Source organism: Cellulosimicrobium sp. 22598, from assembly GCF_052044445.1.
Lineage (GTDB): Bacteria > Actinomycetota > Actinomycetes > Actinomycetales > Cellulomonadaceae > Cellulosimicrobium > Cellulosimicrobium cellulans_G.
The window spans coordinates 252,666-269,860 of record NZ_JBQEMZ010000003.1; the positions used below are offsets into that span (position 1 = coordinate 252,666).

The window sequence follows — 17,195 nt, forward strand, 5'->3', positions numbered from 1 at the left end:
TGGCCGTGACATGCGGTGACATGCGGAGACATGCGGAGACACGGAGGAGCGACGTGGGCGAGGTCCGGCAGACGGACGGGGACGGCACCGCCCTCCCGAGCGTGAGCGTCGTCGTCGCGACGAACCGCGGCGGGCCGTTCCTCGCGGAGGCGCTCGCGTCCGTCCTCGCGCAGTCGTACCCCGCCGTCGAGCTCGTCGTCGTCGACGACGGCTCGCCCGACCCTGATGCCCTGCTCCGGATCGTCGAGGGGACGGCGGCGCGGGGCGCCGCGCCGCGTCCTCGTGTGGTGCGACGGGCGCCCGCGGGCGTCTCGGCCGCACGCAACGCGGGCGTCGCGCTGACGTCCGGCGACCTCGTCGCCTTCCTCGACGACGACGACCGCTGGCACCCCGACCGGCTGCGGCGGCACGCCGAGGTCATGGCCGCCCGTCCGGACGCCGTGGTGAGCTACTGCGGGATGCGGACGATCGACGCCGACGGCGCGGAGCTCGTCGCCGCGGACCAGCGCGCCGCGGTGGACCGGCGCGCCGTGATCCGCGGACCGGGCGTCATGCTCCCGAACCTCGTGATCCGTCGGGAGGTCTTCGACGCCGTCGGCGGCTTCGACCCGGGGTACCGGCAGGGAGAGGACCTCGACCTCGTGCTCAAGGCGGCGGCGCTCGGCCCCTTCGCGTTCGTCGACGACGTCCTCGTGGACTACCGCCACCACGCGACCAACACCACGCGGTCCCACCGCGACCTCGCGACGAGCCTGCGGACGATCCTGCGGCGGCACCGGGCCGACGCGCTCGCGGCGGGCCGTCGCGACCTCGTCGACGCGTACGACGACCGGCTCCGCGCCAACGACCGGTTCGCGTGGTGGAGCGCGGCGCGCGCGGCGTCCGCCGCGACCGCACGAGGCCACGTCCCGGCGGCGCTCGGGGACGCGGCGTGGGCAGCCCGCTTCGCGCCCGCGACGCCGCTGCGCGTCCTCGTCGACCGCCTAGGCGGGCGTGCCGGGAAGCGCTAGCCCGAGCTCGTCCCACTGCTCGGCGAGCAGGGAACCGACCCGGTCGACGTCGTCGACGGCCGCGAGCCGCCTCGCCTCGTACCAGCACGTCACGGCCGCCCACAGCGCGAGCACGAGGACGCGGTCGCGCGGCGTCGCGTCGAACGCCGCCCGACCGGACGCGAACAGGTCGCCGACGGCCGCGTCCAGGTCGCCGTCCAGGTAGGCCGCGAGGACGGCCCCGTGGGCGGACGCGATCATCCCGACGGGGAACACGAAGAACGGCGCGAGGACCATGACGCCGAGGTCGATCGGGACCGGCGTGCCGTCGGGTGCGACGACGAGGTTGTTCACCTGGGGGTCGGCGCCCGACGGGACGGTGCCCCACTCGGGGGTCCGCGCGACGAACGCGGCGAGCTCGGCGGGCGGCGGGAAGCCGTCCGGGAGCGGGCCGCGGAGGACGAGGTCCACGGCGCTCTCGACGATGCGTCGGGGATCGGTCTCCCACTCGCCGCGGGCGAGGTGCGCGTAGTCGAGCACGAGCCTGCGCACCAGGGCGACGCGCTCGTCCTCGCCGAGCTCGAGCGGGTGCCGGCCGGCGACGAACTCCTCGACGAGCAGGTCGTCGAGCACGCGGTACGACGGGCACCGGACGTGCTCGGCGAAGCGTCGGCGCAGCACCGCGTAGCGCTCGGTCGCGCTCGCCGCCTCGATGGTCCTGGCGACGGAGCGCCCCGGCTCGAGGAACAGCAGCCCGCCCTCGAACGTGGTGGTGACCACGGTGTAGGGGCCGGACGGACCGTGGCTGACGAAGAGCCAGGGCGGGGGGAGCCGCCGTGCGACCTGGAGCAGCGCGTCCCGGACCGGGTGCCGGGACGGTTCGGCGCCGACGACGTCGACGTGCTGGCGCGACCGGCGCAGGTGGCCGGGCAGCGGCGTGCCGAACCGGTGCCAGACACCGTCCGACGTGCTCACGAAGACGCCGCGAGCGAGCAGGTCGACGTGCCCGAGCGCACCAGCACGCGTCGCACGACGCCGCGCTCCCACGGCGTCCCAGCGGGCGATCGCCGCGCGTGCCCGGGCCGCGACCGTCATCGCCGCAGGTCGCCCTGCAAGGACGCGGGGTGGGCCCGGCTCACCTGGGGCGTCGCGGGGTCGACCCGGGTCAGGCTCCAGCCGAGGGACCAGCACACGCGCCATGCGACGTCCGACAGGTCGCCCGGGTGGCGCACCGTCGAGGCCTTGCGGAGCGCGCGACCCGCGACGCGCCCGACCCGACGGACGAGGGCGAACCCCGTCGCCGTGACACGACGGAGGGCGCTCGGGCCGCCCGCGGCGGTCGGGCCTCCTGCCGACGGAGGCTCGGGCGCCTCGGGCGGCGCGGCCTGCGCCTCGGCGACGAACTCGGCGTAGCGGTGCAGCAGCCGCCGCTCACCGCCCCCGTAGGCGTACGCCTGCTTGCAGACGTCCCAGAGCCCGTCCCGACGACGGACGTGCAGCACGATCGCGGGGTCGAAGGCGAGCGCGTGCCCGTGCAGCTGGACGCGCAGGCAGAAGTCGTCGTCCTCCGCGGTGCGCGCGCCCTCGTCGAACCCGCCGACCTCCTCGAAGACCTCCCTGCGGACGCCCATGTTCCCCGAGCCGGCGGTGACGAACTGCGGCAGGAACGGCTTCACGGTCAAGCCGTGCGCCTGCGCGGTCCACGTGACGGCCGAGCGCATCCCGGCGTTGAGCAGCGCCCCCTCGAACGGGCCGGCGACGAACTCGTGGACGTCGAGCGCCCGGCGCACGGCCGCGACCCAGCCCTCGCCCACGCGGTCGTCGGCGTCGCAGAACGCGATCCGCGGGGCGCGCGCGGCCGCCACGCCGATGTTGCGCGCCGCGCTCGGCCCGCGGCGCGCGGAGGCGTCGACGAGGCGCAGCTCGGGCATCCGGGTCGCCGCCCACGACCGCACGAGGTCCGCGGTCCCGTCGCGCGACCCGTTGTCGGCGACGAGCACCTCCCAGGGCCACTCCGGGCGCTGGGCGAGCAGCGCCTCGAGCTGGGTCGGCAGGGTCTCGACCGCGTCGTACGCCGGGATGACGACGGAGAGCTCGGGCACCGGGCCCCGGAGGTCGTTCATCGTCGGGCCATCCGCTCGCGCGCGACGCTGCGCACGCGCCGGTAGCGCGTCGTCAGCGCACCGGTCGTCACCTCGGCGTAGCCCTGCGCCCGCGTCGAGGCGAGGATCCGCTCGAGGACGTCGGCCCGGTCGAACGCGGGCAGCCGCTCGCCCGGTCCCAACGTCTCGGGATCGGCCCGGGTGTCGTGCAGCAGGAGGATCGCGCCGGGGAACACGGACGACAGGGCGCGTGCCGCGACCGCCGCCTCCTCGTCGTGGACCCAGTCGAACGCGTCGCCGGACCAGATCGTGAGCTCGAGTCCGAGGCGGCGCACGCCGCGCGCCTGGCCCCACGTGTGCTCGCCGTACGGGGGCCGGTACAGCCGGACGGACGTGCCCGCGACGTCCTCGACCACGGCGCGTGCCTCGCGGATCGTCGCGACGGCCGTGTCGTCGTCCAGGGTGAGCAGGGAGGTGTGGTCCTTGCCGTGCAGCGCGAGCTCGTGCCCCTCCTCGACGATCCGCCGCACGATCTCCGGGTGGCGTCGTGCCGGCTCCGAGAGCACGAAGAACGTCGCGGTGGCGCCGTGCCGGGCGAGCACGTCGAGCACGCCGGGCGTCGTCCGGGGGTCGGGACCGTCGTCGTACGTCAGGGAGTACACCCGGTCCGGGGTGTCCACGCAGAACGTCCCGAGCGACCGCGTGAGGAAGGACGGGACGAGGCCGCGCGCGTAGGAGACCCCGCGGAAGGCGCCGGCGGGCGGGTCGTCGCGCTCGATGTCGCGACGGCGGACGACGAGGTCGGGTGCCGACCGTCCCCTCGGCGCGCGGGTCGTCGTGGGGGTCATGCCGTCCGCCCGTCCAGCGCGGCGAGCCGGCGGCGGGACGCGTCGTCGTCCGCCGCGGCCAGGCGTGCGCGCAGCGCGCGCACGGCGTCGTCGAGCGTGACCCCCAGGACGTGGTGGAAGGACCAGTCGTCGTCGGGGTCGAACGCCGGGTCGAGCGGCCGCGGTCGAGGGGCGGGGTCGTTGCCGGTGACGTCGCCCGAGTCGAGGAACGGGATGCCGGAGGTCCGGCGCGAGAAGGTCTCGAAGTCGGTCGCGACGAGCCGGCCGTCGAGCAGCCACACGTTGTGCGGCTGGAGGTCTCCGTGCAGGTACCCCTCCAGGTAGATCTCGAGGAGCACGTCGAGCGCCCACGCCCCCGCCTCGACCCGCTGCGCGCGGTCCATGCCGCGGCACGCGAGGTCGAGCCGCGCCTCGTCGGGCAGCCGCGGCACGGTGAGACCGCGCCGGTGCCACCGGACGACGGGCATGCGCCACGCGCGGTCGCCGAGGACGTCTGCCGCGAGACGTTCCGCCGCGAACCCCTCGCGCCCGAGCTCGCCGCGCGCGAAGAACTTGCCGACGGTCGGTCGCCCGCGGGTCGTCGTGTAGACGGTGACCGCGTAGTCGGTGCTCTTGACGAACGTCGCCCCCACGGGGCACCCGAACAGGTAGACGAGCTTCGCGCGCCCCAGGACGCGGCTCACGAGCGTGCGCCGCACGCCGGGCTCCGGCCGCACGTCGCGTCCGATCGGCGCCCCCGTACCGACGGGACCTCCCTCCGCCGGACCGTCAGGCCGGGTGTCAGCCATCGTGCCGCCCCCGTCCGATCACGCGCCGGGCGACCGACCGGGCACCCCGGAACGCGCCGCGCAGGACCGACGAGCGTGCCGCCGCCCGGGCGACGCGCGAGCCTCGAGCCGCCTGCCAGAGCTCCGTGCGGGCGAGCGCGAGCGTGCTCGGCTCCACCGCGGTGAGCCGGAACCGCTCGACGAACGCGTCGTTGCGGTGCACCCCCGCGTCCTCGCTGCGCGGCAGGCCGTAGCCGTGCGCCGAGAGGAAGCCGTCGAGCACGGACGCCGCGACGTCGTCGTCGGTGACGCGTGCGGCGACGTCCTCGGGCAGGCCCACCGCGCGCGCGAGCTCTCGCAGGCGGGGGACGTAGACCGGCTTGACCGCGGGCTTCTGCACCTTCGCGTGGTAGAGCAGCGAGAAGAGGTGGTCGTCGGCGCGGGGGACCGCAACGGTGCCCGCGTGCCAGGTGCGCCGCCGCAGCAGGTCGTCCTGCCAGCGGCGGTCGAGGTAGCCGTCGCCGACCTCGCGGACGTCGAGGACGACCTGCTCGCCCGCCACGAGGCAGCCGTGCTGGACACCGTCGCCGCCCGGGTCGAGGGGGCGCGCGCCGGCGACCGCCGCCAGGTCGGTCCGGTCGCGCGCGAGGACGTCGATCTCGCGGTCGTCCTCGAGGCGCAGCGGCAGGTCCTCGGCGTTGCGCAGGACGACGTACTCGCTCGTCAGCCGCAGGACGCCGAACAGCTCGGCCAGGTCGCGCCAGCCGCCGCTGCCGACGACGTCCTCCGCCACGACCTCCCGGTAGGGGGCGTCGCCGGTGTGCTCGAGGACCGCGCGGAGCCGCTCCTCGCCGAGGACCAGCGTCGCGTCGTGGAAGAACTCGCGGATGTTGTTGCTCGAGTGGATCCGGTACCCGCCGACGAGCGCCCGCGCGGCCGCCTTGGCGCGGGCCACGGCGAGGTTCGTCAGCTCGACGTACCCGGTGACGTTCTGCCCGTACCCGTAGCGCGGGTCGGGATCCTCGACGACGACGAGCAGGAACGGCCCGGCACCGACCTCGAGAGGCTTGGGCGACGTGCCCCAGAGCTCCTGGCCGTAGAGGCGCTCGAAGTTCGTGACGACCTCGTCGGGGGACCAGCGGACCTCGATCTCCGCGACGACGCGCAGCTCCCGCCGGAGGATCTCGAGGACCTCGGCCTCGTGCGCGCGGGCGGCCGACCACACGACGACGAGCTGGAGGTCACGGTCGTACTGGTGCACGAACGTGCCGCGCCGCGCGTCGTGCACGTAGCTCAGCGAGGACGGGGAGAACTCGCCGACGGGCGTCGTTCCTCGCCGCGCCGCGACGCCGTCGGTGGTGCCGACGTCGGCGGGACCGACGTCCAGCGTCCGGGGTTCCGTCATCTGGGACCTCCCCTGTGTCTCCGGTACACGTGTGTGCCGGCGACCGACCAGCAGACAGTAACGTACGACCCTCGGCAGGCGGTCAGTAGCCCTCGCGCGGGTGAACTTGCCCGAGCGCCCTCCCGCTCCTGGTCCCCGCATGGTTCGATCAGAGGTGGTACGTGCGCCCGGGGGGCGAGCGCTGTTTCCCTCGCTGAGAGTCCGAGCACACACGACTGGCAGGTCATCATGTCCGTTCCCGCGCGACGACGCCGTCGTCCCGTCCGCGCCGTCGCCGCGCTGCTCGCCGTCACCCTCGGCGTCGGCGTCCTCGTCACCGCCTCCGAGCACGGGGGGTGGGGCGCGGCACCGGCCGCCGCCGCGGCGGACGACGTCGTCGGAGACGTCGCCGCGGAAGCACGAGTCGTCGGCGGCACGGTCGGGCAGGACGTCGCCCCGAACTTCCCGGCGTCGCACCGCGGGCCGGAGTCCCCGAGCACGGTCGCCCGGTCCCTGTGGTGGTCCTGGACCGCGCCGCGGTCCGGCCCGGTCACGTTCTCCACGGCGGGCAGCGAGCTCGACACCGTCCTGCGCGTGCGCGAGGGGTCCGGCCGGGGCCCGGTCGTCGCGACGAACGACGACGACGGCGACGTCTCGACGTCCGCCGCCACGGTCGACGCGAGGGCGGGCGAGCGGTACCTCGTCGAGGTCGAGGTGCCGGCGGGCGACGGACTCGTCGGCCTGTCGTGGCAGCCCGCCGCCGCGACGGCGGACGAGCCCGCCGGACCGGCTCCGGCCCCGGACGCGGCGACCGCCCTCACCGCGCCCGGGATCCCGCTCACGGGCAACACGGGGGAGAAGCCGCAGTCGAAGGTGTGGTTCGCGCACGGCTCGTGGTGGGCCGTCCTCGCGTCGGCGTCCACGACGCCCGCGGGCACGTGGGTCTGGCGGTACGACGGCGCCGCGTGGACGAACGTGGCGTCCGTGTCGACGCGGACCGACGTGCGGGCCGACGTCAAGCAGGTGGGGGACGTCGTGCACGTGCTCCTCCACGGGTCGTCGAGCTCGCTCGTCTCGCTCCAGTACGCGGCGGGCACGAACTCCTACGTGCCGTGGACCTCGCGACCGACGGCGACCGCGCTCTCGCTCCCGGGGAGCGAGACGGCGACGCTCGACGTCGACGGCGCGGGACGGATGTGGGTCGCCTACGACACGGCCTCGGCGGTGCAGGTGCGCTACGCCGACGCGCCGTACGCCTCGTTCTCGTCGGCGATCACGCTCGCGTCGGGCATCACCGAGGACGACATCGCGCTCGTGACCGCGATGCCCGGGGGCACCGTCGGGGTGCTCTGGTCGAACCAGGCCACGGAGCGCTTCGGGTTCCGCACGCACGTGGACGGCGCGTCGCCGTCCACGTGGTCGGCCGACGAGAAGCCCGCGCAGTCCTCGGCGCTGCCGATCGGCGACGGGTTCGCCGACGACCACCTCAACGTCGCGGTCACGTCGGACGGGACGCTGTACGCGGCGATCAAGACCTCCTACGACTCGCCGTCGGCGACGACCCTCGGCCTCCTCGTCCGACGGCCGGACGGCACGTGGGACCCGGTGTACGAGGTCGACCGCCGCGGCACCCGGCCCATCGTGCTCGTGGACGAGCAGACGGGGTCCCTGCGGGTCGTCTACACCGCGAGCGAGCAGCTCGACGACATCCTCGAGAAGGTCACCCCGCTCGACGACATCGACTTCTCCGGCGCGCCCGACCTCGTGCTCGACGGGTCCTACAACAACGTCACGAGCTCGAAGGCCAACGTCCCCGGCGAGGCCCTCGTCCTCGCGGCGTCGAGCGCGACGACCGGCACGGCGCGTCTCGCGTGGACGGCTCTCGGAGCGCCCACGGCGACCGACGGCGCCGCCTCGACGGTCGCGGGCGGCGTCGCGACCGGCGTGCTGCGGGGGTCGTCGCCCACGGACGCGCCGCTGCACTTCGAGATCGTGCAGGCGCCGGCGCACGGGACGGCCGCGGTGACGGACGCGTCGACCGGGGCGTTCACGTACGCGCCCGCGGCCGGGTACGTCGGGCCCGACGCCTTCACCTTCCGGGTGCGCGCGGGGGAGCTCTGGTCGAACGTGGCGCGGGTGAGCCTCGCCGTGACCTCCGAGGCGGGCGCCCGCGGGCGCTGGGACCTCGACGAGGGGACCGGGCTCGTCACCGCCGACACGTCGGGGTGGGGGCAGACGGGCGCCGTCTCGGGCGGGACGACCTGGGTCACGGGGCGCAGCGGCATGGCCCTGCGGTTCGACGGCTCGACGGGCAGGGTGACCGTGCCGGACGCGGCGTCGTTGGACCTGGCGGGGACGATGACGGTGGCGGCGTGGGTGCGTCCGGAGCGGGTGGCGACGCAGCACGTGGTGAAGAAGGCGCGGTCGTACGAGGTGGACGGGTACGAGCTGAGCGTGGCGAGTACGGGTCGGCCGTTCTTCCGGGTGAACCAGGCGTCGTCGGGGGATGCGTTCCGGGTGAACGCGACGTCGGTGCCGGTGGCGGACGGGTCGACGTGGACGCACGTGGTGGGGACGTTCGACGGTGCGCGGCTGCGGTTGTTCGTGAACGGGGTGGAGCAGGGTTCGGTGGCGGGTCCTGCGGCGGTGGGGACGAATGCTCTGCCGCTGGCGATCGGTGACCAGTCGGGTGGGGGGTATCCGTTCCAGGGTGCGGTTGACGGTGTGCGGTTGTACGACCGGGCGCTGAGCGCGGCGGAGGTCGCCGCCCTCTACGCCGGGTCGCCCCCGGGGCCGGTCGCGCCCGTCGCGACGCCCGGGTCGCTCACGACCGTGACGGGGACCGCGGCGCAGGGCGTGCTCGCCGCCCAGGCGTCGGGGGCTCCGACGTTCGAGGTCGTGCAGGCGCCGGCGCACGGGACGGCCGCGGTGACGGGCGCGTCGACCGGGGCGTTCACGTACGCGCCCGCGGCCGGGTACGTCGGTCCCGACGCCTTCACGTTCCGGGTCCGGGCCGGGGGTGTCTGGTCGGCCCCCGCGACGGTCGACGTCCGGGTCCTGGCCGAGCGCGGGACGCGGGGTATCTGGGACCTCGACGAGCAGTCGGGCACGACGGTCGCGGACCGCTCGGGCTGGTCGCAGACCGGGACGCTGTCCGGCGGGACCTCGCGCGTCGCCGGGGTCGCCGGGTCCGCGGTCCGCTTCGACGGGACGAGCGGAAGGATCACCGTCCCCGACCGGGCGTCGTTGGACCTGGCGGGGACGATGACGGTGGCGGCGTGGGTGCGTCCGGAGCGGGTGGCGACGCAGCACGTGGTGAAGAAGGCGCGGTCGTACGAGGTGGACGGGTACGAGCTGAGCGTGGCGAGTACGGGTCGGCCGTTCTTCCGGGTGAACCAGGCGTCGTCGGGGGATGCGTTCCGGGTGAACGCGACGTCGGTGCCGGTGGCGGACGGGTCGACGTGGACGCACGTGGTGGGGACGTTCGACGGTGCGCGGCTGCGGTTGTTCGTGAACGGGGTGGAGCAGGGTTCGGTGGCGGGTCCTGCGGCGGTGGGGACGAATGCTCTGCCGCTGGCGATCGGTGACCAGTCGGGTGGGGGGTATCCGTTCCAGGGTGCGGTCGACGGTGTGCGGTTGTACGACCGGGCGCTGAGCGCGGCGGAGGTCGCCGCCCTCTACGCCGGCGGCACCTCCGACGCCACGGCGCCGGGGACGGACCCGACGGACCCGACGGACCCGGGGACGGGACCGACCGACCCGGGGACGGACCCGACGGACCCGGGCACGGGACCGACCGACCCGGGGACCGACCCGACCGACCCGGGCACGGGACCGACCGATCCCGGGACCGACCCGGTCGACCCCGCCGTGCCGCCCGTGGTGGAGGACCTCGCGCTCTCGACCGTCGCCGGCACGGCGGTCGACGGGACCGTGGCGGTCTCGGGCGCCACGGGCACGACGCTCGAGGTCGTGACCCCGCCGGGCTCCGGTACCGCGGAGGTGCTCGACCCGTCGGCGGGCACGGTGCGGTTCACCCCTGCCCCGGGCTTCACCGGGACGACGTCGTTCACGGTCCGCGCGGGTGCGCAGGGTGCGTGGTCCGCGCCCGCGACGGTCGAGGTCCGGGTGCTGCTGGCCGCGGGGGCGCGCGGGGCGTGGCGCTTCGACGAGACCGGGCAGACGGCGTCGGACGGCTCCGGATGGGGGACGGACGGCGCGCTCGCGTCGAGCGGGGTCGGCCGCGTCGCCGGTGTGTCGGGCAGCGCCGTGCGGTTCGACGGCACGGCAGGACGCGTGAGCGTGCCCGACGCCGCCGCGCTCGACGTGTCGGGTCCGATGACGGTGGCGGCCTGGGTCCGGCCGGAGCGGGTCGCGACGCAGTACGTCGTCAAGAAGGCCGTCCTCGCGACCCACGACGGGTACGAGATCGGTCTGTCGAGCGCGGGCAAGGCGTTCTTCCGGGTGAACCAGGCGACGTCGGGAGACACCTTCCGGGCGAACGCGACCTCGGCCTACCCGGTGGACGGGACGACCTGGACCCACCTGGTCGGGGTGTTCGACGGGGGCCGGGTGCGCCTGTACGTCGACGGCGTCGAGCAGGGCTCGGTCCCGGGTCCCGCCGCCGTCGGGACGAACGACCGGCCGCTCCTCGTGGGCGACCAGCCGGGCGGTGGATACCCCCTGAAGGGCGCGGTCGACGACGTGCTGCTCCTCGACCGGGCGCTGAGCCCCGCCGAGGTCGCGGCTCTCGCGGGCGGTGGCTTCCCCGGGTCGTGAGGACCCGCGTCAGTCCGCGCCGGGTGCCGCCTCGGTGACCGTCCGGTCGGACGGGGCCGGGCGCGCGAGGCGCCGTCGGACCCGTCCGACCACGGGGATCGCCCGCAGGAGCCAGCCCACGGGCCGTGGACCGAGCGCGGCCGTGTACGACGCCGTCCGGAGCCGGGACGGGTAGAGCTCGTTCTGGTCCGGGTACATCGACGGGTGCATGCACGAGTCGAGGAACGTCACGCTCGGGTCGGTCGCGAACATCCGCACGGTCAGCAGGCGGCCGACGACGCCGGGCGCGAACCGCGCGAACCGGTCGGCGTACTCGTCGTACCAGGCGAAGACGTGCGAGCCCGAGCGCAGGAACCCGGCCATGTACAGGGTCACGCCGGCGACCGCGAGCGCGACGATCGAGGCGTTCCCGGACGCCGCGTAGGCGGTGAAGACCTCGCTGAACCATGCCTCGCCGCCCTCGACGCGGGAGAAGCCGGGTCCGTTGCGCTCGGGGTCCGCCTTCCACGTCTCGTGCTCGAACGCGAGGAAGGCGCCCGGGTCGGAGACCGGGACGAGCGCGGCCGCGGAGAGCGTGACCGGGGCGCCCAGCTCGTCGGCGAGGCGGCGCACGCGCCGTCGCACGGCTCGGGCGCGGGACCTCGGGACGTGGGCGAGCGGGTCCTCGTCCTCGGGCAGCTCGGCGAACCGCACGGCCGCGCGGTCGTCACCGCCCCACACGTGCAGCGTCACGTGCGCGTCCTCGAGCGCCCGGTGCAGCGCGCCGCCCGCCGCGCCGTCGTCGGCGACGTAGGCGAACGCGAAGGCGCGGCCGAGCGCGCGTCCGTGGGCGCGCAGCGCGGAGACGAGCGCGGCGGCGGCCGCGCCGGGGTCGGCCGCGTCGAGGAGCGGCGAGCCGAGCGAGGTCACCTGGTTGAGGACCGGACCGTCGTTCGACGCGTGCCGCCGGGGCCAGTGGCGGTCGCCCGGCACCATCTCGTAGGGCATGACGGCGATCCAGGTCCCCGCGTCCTCGACGACCAGGAGCCGCACTCCTCCGTCGCGGTCGAAGTGCGCCACGGTCGGCAGGAGGAAGTCGGGCTCGAAGAACACGTTCGGCTCGGCCGCACGGTGCGCGAGCGCCCGCCACGCCGCGACGTCCCCGTCCGAGATGCCGCGCACCGCGATCGTGCGGGACGTGAACGGGCGTGCCGTCCGGGCCGGCTGCGTCGTGGTCATGACGGCTCCTCCTGCTCGATGCTCGGTGCCCGCGGCCCGGGGGACGCGGCGGGTCCCGCGGTCGTCCCGGATCGCGAGAAGAGGCCTCGCACCCGGGAGGGGACGCCGCGGAGCCGCGCGGCGGCGTCACCCGCCCGGGTGGCGAGGACGCGCAGGCGGGCCGAGCGGCGCAGCAGCGCGCGGGCGACGACGCCCCGGGGGGCGATGACGATCCCGCGGAGCGTCCGGCGGTCGCGGTAGAGACCGGAGGGCACGGTGTACCGCGGGTGGAGGCACGGGTCGAAGAGGGTCGCGTCGGTGTGCTCGAGCACGTGCTCCTGCTCGACGACCCGACCGAGGGAGCCCGGGCTGAACTTCGCGAACCGCTCGTCGTACGTGTCCATGAGGGAGTAGAGGCGGTCGCCCGCGCGCAGGACCACGGAGATGAAGACCACCTCCTCGCCGGCGGTGAGGACGAACAGGTGCAGCCGTCCGCGCGCGCGCAGGTCGTCGGCGACGTCGGTGAACCAGTCGAGCGCGCCGGGGACCACCTGGAGCGCCCCGCCCTCCTCGGTGGTGCCCTTCCACCCGGCCGCCTCCAGCCGGACGAACAGGTCGAACGCCTCCGGGTCGAGGCCGGCGTCGGTCATGACGAGCGGGCCGACGTCGCGCTCGATGCGGCGGCGGAGCCGTTCGACCTGCTTGCGCCGCGACGTGCTCAACGCCTCGCGCGGTGCGGGCGCGCCCGCGGCCGGGACGAGCGCGGCCCGCTCGAACCGGTAGCGCTCGACGAGCGGCACGTCGTGCTCGCGGCACGCGGCCACGAGGGCCTCGTCGAACCGCCCGCCGACGGGGACCAGCGTGAGCTCCACGAGCCCCGGCAGGCGCGACTCCCGGGTCGCGAGGTGGGTGAGCAGCGCCCCCAGCGCCTCGGCGGGCCTCTCCTCGTCGACGAGAGGGACGCAGAGCGGCGACTCCGCCCCGAGGAAGGGCCCCGCGGTCGTCGCGTACGGCAGCGGGGTCCGGGCGAAGCGTCGCGCCCTGCTCAGCGGCAGGAAGGCGTGCATGGCCTCGTCGTCCTCGACGAGGACGGCGACGATTCCCCGCGCGCTCGGCAGGTGCCGCACGGCGGTCGCGAGGTACGCGGGCGAGACGAAGGGGTTCGGCTCGAGGGCGCGGTCGACGAGGTCGGCCCACCGGTCGTGGTCGCTCGCGGTGAGGTCCTCGAGCGCGACGGTCCGTGCCCGCAGGGGTCTCATCGGGCCCTCCCCGTCCGGTCGCCGGCCCCGGTGAAGGGCGCGAGGACGTCGTCGAGCCGCGCGGCGGACGCCCGCCAGTCGTGCAGCCGGGCGTGTTCGACCGCGGCTCGCGCCGCCCGGTCGAGCGCGCGCGGGTCGTCGGCGAGCGCCTCCAGCGCGCTCGCGAGGGAGGCCGCGTCGTCGGGCGGGACGAGGATCCCCGCGTCGCCGACGGCCTCGGGGACGCCCCCGACGGCGGACGCCACCACGGCGGCGCCGGCGGCCATGCCCTCGAGCGCGGTGAGCGCGAACGGCTCGGGCCAGGTGGACGGCACCACGACGACGTCGGCCTCGGCGAGCCGCGCGGGAAGCTCGGTGCGCGGGACGAACGAGCCGAAGCGGACCGGACCCGCGGCGCGTCCCGCGGTCCTGCGCAGGGACCGCTCGTAGGCGGTCAGAGGTGCGTCCGCCGCGAAGCCGGGCCGACCGAGGACCGTGACCTCGACGTCGCGACGGCCGAGCGCGACGACGGCGTCGAGGAGCACGTGGACCCCCTTGTCGGGGATGACCCTGCCCACGTACACCACGCGCAGCGTGTCGCCCCGCGGCGGTCGTGCGACGGCGAACGCGGCGGCGTCGACGCCGTTGTGGACCGTGCGCACCCGGTCGCGCAGCCGGACGGGAAGCCTGCCCGCGACGGCGTCCGCGAGATGGTCGCTCACGCACACGATCGCCCCGGCGGGGTCGAGGGCGCGTCCGGCGTCCCGCGCGGACCACGTCCCGAGCACCTGGTTGTGGGCGTAGAGGACGGGCACGTGCCGGTCCGCGTGGACGAGCGGGACGAGCGCGGGCGCGTTGTGGGCGAGGACCACGGCCGGGTCCCACCCGTCCTGGGCCGAGACCGTGGCCCCCAGGACCCGGCGTGCGCCGGGGCGGGCGAGGCCGAGGCGCCCCGCCGCGGCGTCGAGCCAGCGGTCGGACCGTCGCGGGGCGGCCGGCGCGTACTCGAGGACCTCGGCGCTGTCGTAGCGGTCGGGGTAGGTACCCGCGGCGACCACGACCGCCGGGCGCGGCCCCTCGGCGCGGGCGTGCCGGCTCAGGCCGTCCACCACGGTCGGCACGGCGCTCCCCGTCCGCGGCGAGAAGTGGTCGCCCGGGGTGATGACGTGCACGAGACGGCGAGGACGCCCGGCCTCGCCGGTCGTCCCGCCGCGCCCCCTGCGAGCGGTCACGGGGTCGCGACCCCGTCCGCACGGTCGCGCCGCGTCGCCACGAGCGCCGCCGGGACGCCGGCGACCAGTCCCCACAGCTCGGCCGCGGCCCGGGAGAGCACGACGGGCGCCGTGACGCGCCGGAGCAGGGGCCGCGGCGAGCCGTCGGCCATCGTCGGCCCGAGGCGGCTGCGCACGGCCCAGAGATAGCTCGACTGGGCACGCCAGGTGGTCCGCGCGTAGCGGCGCACCATCGGGTCGCGCCAGCCGAAGTTCCGCACGAGCATGACGACGTGGTTGCGTCGGGCGTAGTAGAGGTAGCGGCGGTCGAAGCGCTTCCCGCCGATCCCGTACGGCGCCGCCATGTGCCGGACGACGGCTCGGGGCGTGTACAGCAGGCGTCCGCCCGTCGCACGCAGCCGCAGGGAGATGTCGGACTCCTCGCACAGGCACGTGCCGGGGTAGTTGCCGCGAATCCCGCCGATCGCCGCCAGGGCGCTGCGGCGGAACGACATGTTCGCCCCGAGCAGGTGGTCGACCTCGATGACGCGGCCCGTGTCGGCGGCGAAGTAGCCGGTCAGCCGCCCGTCCGGCAGGAGTCGGCCGACCCGGTCGAGCCCTTCGCTCTCCTCGCCCGGGATGCCGTTGTCGGCGCGCCCTCCGACGGCGACGACGTCCGGGTCGGCGTAGGGCGCGACGAGCTCGTCCAGCCAGTCGGGCGCGACGTACGCGTCGTCGTCGACGAAGGCCACGACGTCGCCGCGCGTGACGGCGAATCCCTGCTGACGGGACTCCGGCGTCGTGCCGCGCCCGAGGGTGCTGTGCAGGAGCCGGACCTCCGGGAACTCCTCGCGGACCAGGCGGCGCGTCGTGTCCGCCGGGGTGGAGTCCACGACGACGACCTCGAGGGGCGGCGTGTCGAGACGCCGCAGGTGCTCGAGGCACTCGCGCACGCTGTCGGGCCGCCCGTACGTCACGACGACGACGCTCACGGTCGGGGTCACGGTTCGCCTCCGGGAGGCTCGGGGAGGGTGACGAGACGGTACCAGTCCGAGCGTCGCAGGGGGGAGGTGAGGACGGCGCGCCGTGGGTGGCGCGTGCGTCCCGCCCACGCCTCGTAGACGCCGGGGCGCGAGTAGTGGGCCGTGTGGCCGGACCACCCGAGCTTCTGGCGCATGGTCTCCGGTCGCCGGACCCAGGAGAAGTGCAGGACCGCCGAGCCGGGGTCGACGACCTCGTGCACGATCGTGTCGCGGCGCCGCGCGGGGTCCGTGTTCCAGGGACCGAGGTCGACGCGGTACAGGGGCACGTCGGCCTGCCGGGCGTGCACGAGCCGGGTCCCGGCGCGCACGGCGAGCGGACCCGGGTACGACGCGGCGGGTCGCCCGAGGCGCGTGCTGGCCTCCAGGTAGCGGCCCGGTGCCACGCGCGAGTAGAGCCAGCGCGAGGGGAAGTCGAGGCCGGACGCGCCGGCGGCGTCGGCACGGCGCACGGCGCCGACGAAGGCCGCGGGGTCGAGCACGACCTCGTCGGTGTCGAGCTGCAGGACCCAGTCCGCCCCGTCGGACGCCTGGTCGAGCGCGGCCTGGCGCTGCAGCGTCTCGCTGTCGAGCGGCGGCGCGTCGGGGCGGGCGTAGCGCCCGGGCGCCCGGACGCACTTGCCGTCCACGTCGAGCGCGTCGACCAGGGCGAGGCACTCGTCGACGGGCAGCGGCGTGCCGGTCCAGGACGTCGCGGTCTCGTCGTAGGACAGCACGATGCGGTCGACGTGCGCGTAGTACGAGCGCAGGCTCGACTCGAGGTAGCTCGGGTCGGCGACGAGCACGTACGCGGTGCGGCGCATCAGATGAAGTCCGCGAACTCGCGCTCGTTCTTCTGGAAGACGAGCGTGCCGCCGAGCAGGATGAGCGGCGCCGCGACGACGAGGGCCACGACCTGCCAGGTCACGGGCGCCTCGGTGCCGAGCAGGGACCAGCGGAAGCCCTCGAGGAACCACGTGACCGGGTTGATGTCGAACAGCCACCGCAGGTTCGCCGGCACCTCCGACAGCGCGTAGGCGACGGGGCTCGCGTAGAGGAGGATCTGCACGAGCCAGGGGAGCACGTAGCCGACGTCGCGGTACTTGACCATGTACGCGGCGGCGGCGAGGCCGATCCCCGTGCCGATCATGAGGATGAGCACGATCCACACGGGCAGGAGGAGCACCGCCCACCCGGGGTTCACGCCGTAGACGAACAGGAGCACGACCGCGAGGACGAGCGCGACGAGGAAGTCCACGACGACCGACGCGAGGCTCGAGACGGGGACCAGGAGGCGCGGGAAGAACACCTTCTGGACCAGCGACTGGTTCCCGACCATCGAGCTCGACGCGCGGCCGAGCGACCCGTTGAAGAGGTTCCACGCCAGCATGCCGGCGAGCGTGAAGAGGAAGTACGGGATGTGCTCGTCGCCGGTCGACAGGTCGGCGATCTGCCCGAACACGACGGTGAAGATGCCTGCGCTGACGAGCGGCTGGGCGATGACCCACGTGATGCCGAAGATCGTCTGGCGGTACCGCACGATGATGTCGCGCAGCGCGAGGCGGACGGCGACCTCGCGCGCGTTCCACAGCTCGCGCCACGACGGCAGGTTGAGGCGGCCGGGCGGCGTGATGACGGTGCGCTGCACGGTCTGCTCCACG

At 75.3% G+C, this 17,195-nt stretch carries 13 protein-coding genes; 2 read left to right on the plus strand and 11 right to left on the minus strand.

Going from position 1 to position 17,195, the window contains the following annotated elements:
* Positions 1–53 precede the first annotated feature (53 nt).
* Complete coding sequence (locus ACTJIY_RS05390; protein ID WP_440674908.1) at positions 54–1,010, plus strand: glycosyltransferase family 2 protein; 957 nt, start codon at positions 54–56, stop codon at positions 1,008–1,010.
* Here the strand turns inward: ACTJIY_RS05390 and ACTJIY_RS05395 are convergent.
* From ACTJIY_RS05395 to ACTJIY_RS05415, 5 genes are all read right to left on the minus strand, one after another.
* Entirely contained in the window at positions 984–2,084 is a 1,101-nt protein-coding gene (locus tag ACTJIY_RS05395) for a hypothetical protein (protein ID WP_440674909.1), read from the minus strand. The genes ACTJIY_RS05390 and ACTJIY_RS05395 overlap by 27 nt on opposite strands.
* Positions 2,081–3,112 carry a glycosyltransferase gene (locus ACTJIY_RS05400; RefSeq protein ID WP_440674910.1) on the minus strand — a complete coding sequence of 344 codons (1,032 nt, stop codon included), beginning with the start codon at positions 3,110–3,112 and terminating at the stop codon, positions 2,081–2,083. Before ACTJIY_RS05400 ends, ACTJIY_RS05395 begins: the two co-directional genes overlap by 4 nt.
* Positions 3,109–3,939: a polysaccharide deacetylase family protein gene (locus ACTJIY_RS05405; RefSeq protein WP_253052918.1), complete on the minus strand. Its 831-nt coding sequence runs from the start codon at positions 3,937–3,939 to the stop codon at positions 3,109–3,111. Before ACTJIY_RS05405 ends, ACTJIY_RS05400 begins: the two co-directional genes overlap by 4 nt.
* Positions 3,936–4,655: a hypothetical protein gene (locus tag ACTJIY_RS05410; protein WP_440674911.1), complete on the minus strand. Its 720-nt coding sequence runs from the start codon at positions 4,653–4,655 to the stop codon at positions 3,936–3,938. Before ACTJIY_RS05410 ends, ACTJIY_RS05405 begins: the two co-directional genes overlap by 4 nt.
* A 64-nt stretch (positions 4,656–4,719) precedes the next feature.
* On the minus strand, positions 4,720–6,111 hold the full coding sequence (locus ACTJIY_RS05415; protein ID WP_440674912.1) for a hypothetical protein: 1,392 nt from the start codon (positions 6,109–6,111) through the stop codon (positions 4,720–4,722).
* 228 nt (positions 6,112–6,339) lie between these two features.
* On the opposite strand from ACTJIY_RS05415, the gene ACTJIY_RS05420 reads away from it, so the two are divergent.
* Positions 6,340–10,869, plus strand: coding sequence for a LamG-like jellyroll fold domain-containing protein (locus tag ACTJIY_RS05420; protein WP_440674913.1), 4,530 nt, complete (start codon positions 6,340–6,342; stop codon positions 10,867–10,869).
* Between the two features lie 9 nt (positions 10,870–10,878).
* Here the strand turns inward: ACTJIY_RS05420 and ACTJIY_RS05425 are convergent, their stop codons facing one another.
* From ACTJIY_RS05425 to ACTJIY_RS05450, 6 genes are read right to left on the minus strand one after another with little or no spacing between them, the layout of a single operon-like run.
* Positions 10,879–12,087 (minus strand): GNAT family N-acetyltransferase, encoded by a 1,209-nt coding sequence (locus tag ACTJIY_RS05425; protein ID WP_440674914.1) that lies wholly within the window; start codon positions 12,085–12,087, stop codon positions 10,879–10,881.
* Positions 12,084–13,325: a GNAT family N-acetyltransferase gene (locus ACTJIY_RS05430; protein WP_440674915.1), complete on the minus strand. Its 1,242-nt coding sequence runs from the start codon at positions 13,323–13,325 to the stop codon at positions 12,084–12,086. The genes ACTJIY_RS05425 and ACTJIY_RS05430 overlap by 4 nt, the downstream gene beginning before the upstream one ends.
* Positions 13,322–14,536, minus strand: a complete 1,215-nt coding sequence (locus tag ACTJIY_RS05435) for a glycosyltransferase family 4 protein (protein WP_440674916.1) — start codon at positions 14,534–14,536, stop codon at positions 13,322–13,324. The genes ACTJIY_RS05430 and ACTJIY_RS05435 overlap by 4 nt, the downstream gene beginning before the upstream one ends.
* A complete protein-coding gene (locus tag ACTJIY_RS05440) occupies positions 14,533–15,519 on the minus strand; it encodes a glycosyltransferase family 2 protein (protein WP_440674917.1) in 987 nt (328 codons plus the stop codon). The genes ACTJIY_RS05435 and ACTJIY_RS05440 overlap by 4 nt, the downstream gene beginning before the upstream one ends.
* Positions 15,516–16,358 (minus strand): hypothetical protein, encoded by an 843-nt coding sequence (locus ACTJIY_RS05445; protein ID WP_253052934.1) that lies wholly within the window; start codon positions 16,356–16,358, stop codon positions 15,516–15,518. The genes ACTJIY_RS05440 and ACTJIY_RS05445 overlap by 4 nt, the downstream gene beginning before the upstream one ends.
* Complete coding sequence (locus ACTJIY_RS05450) at positions 16,358–17,194, minus strand: ABC transporter permease (protein ID WP_253052936.1); 837 nt, start codon at positions 17,192–17,194, stop codon at positions 16,358–16,360. The genes ACTJIY_RS05445 and ACTJIY_RS05450 overlap by 1 nt, the downstream gene beginning before the upstream one ends.
* Position 17,195 lies beyond the last annotated feature (1 nt).

Coding starts and splice junctions, on each gene's coding strand:
- ACTJIY_RS05395 (WP_440674909.1), bottom strand. CDS start 2,084: ATGACGGTCGCGGCCCGGGCACGCGCGGCGATCGCCCGCTGGGACGCC.
- ACTJIY_RS05425 (WP_440674914.1), bottom strand. CDS start 12,087: ATGACCACGACGCAGCCGGCCCGGACGGCACGCCCGTTCACGTCCCGC.
- ACTJIY_RS05430 (WP_440674915.1), bottom strand. CDS start 13,325: ATGAGACCCCTGCGGGCACGGACCGTCGCGCTCGAGGACCTCACCGCG.
- ACTJIY_RS05400 (WP_440674910.1), bottom strand. CDS start 3,112: ATGAACGACCTCCGGGGCCCGGTGCCCGAGCTCTCCGTCGTCATCCCG.
- ACTJIY_RS05405 (WP_253052918.1), bottom strand. CDS start 3,939: ATGACCCCCACGACGACCCGCGCGCCGAGGGGACGGTCGGCACCCGAC.
- ACTJIY_RS05445 (WP_253052934.1), bottom strand. CDS start 16,358: ATGCGCCGCACCGCGTACGTGCTCGTCGCCGACCCGAGCTACCTCGAG.
- ACTJIY_RS05415 (WP_440674912.1), bottom strand. CDS start 6,111: ATGACGGAACCCCGGACGCTGGACGTCGGTCCCGCCGACGTCGGCACC.
- ACTJIY_RS05420 (WP_440674913.1), top strand. CDS start 6,340: ATGTCCGTTCCCGCGCGACGACGCCGTCGTCCCGTCCGCGCCGTCGCC.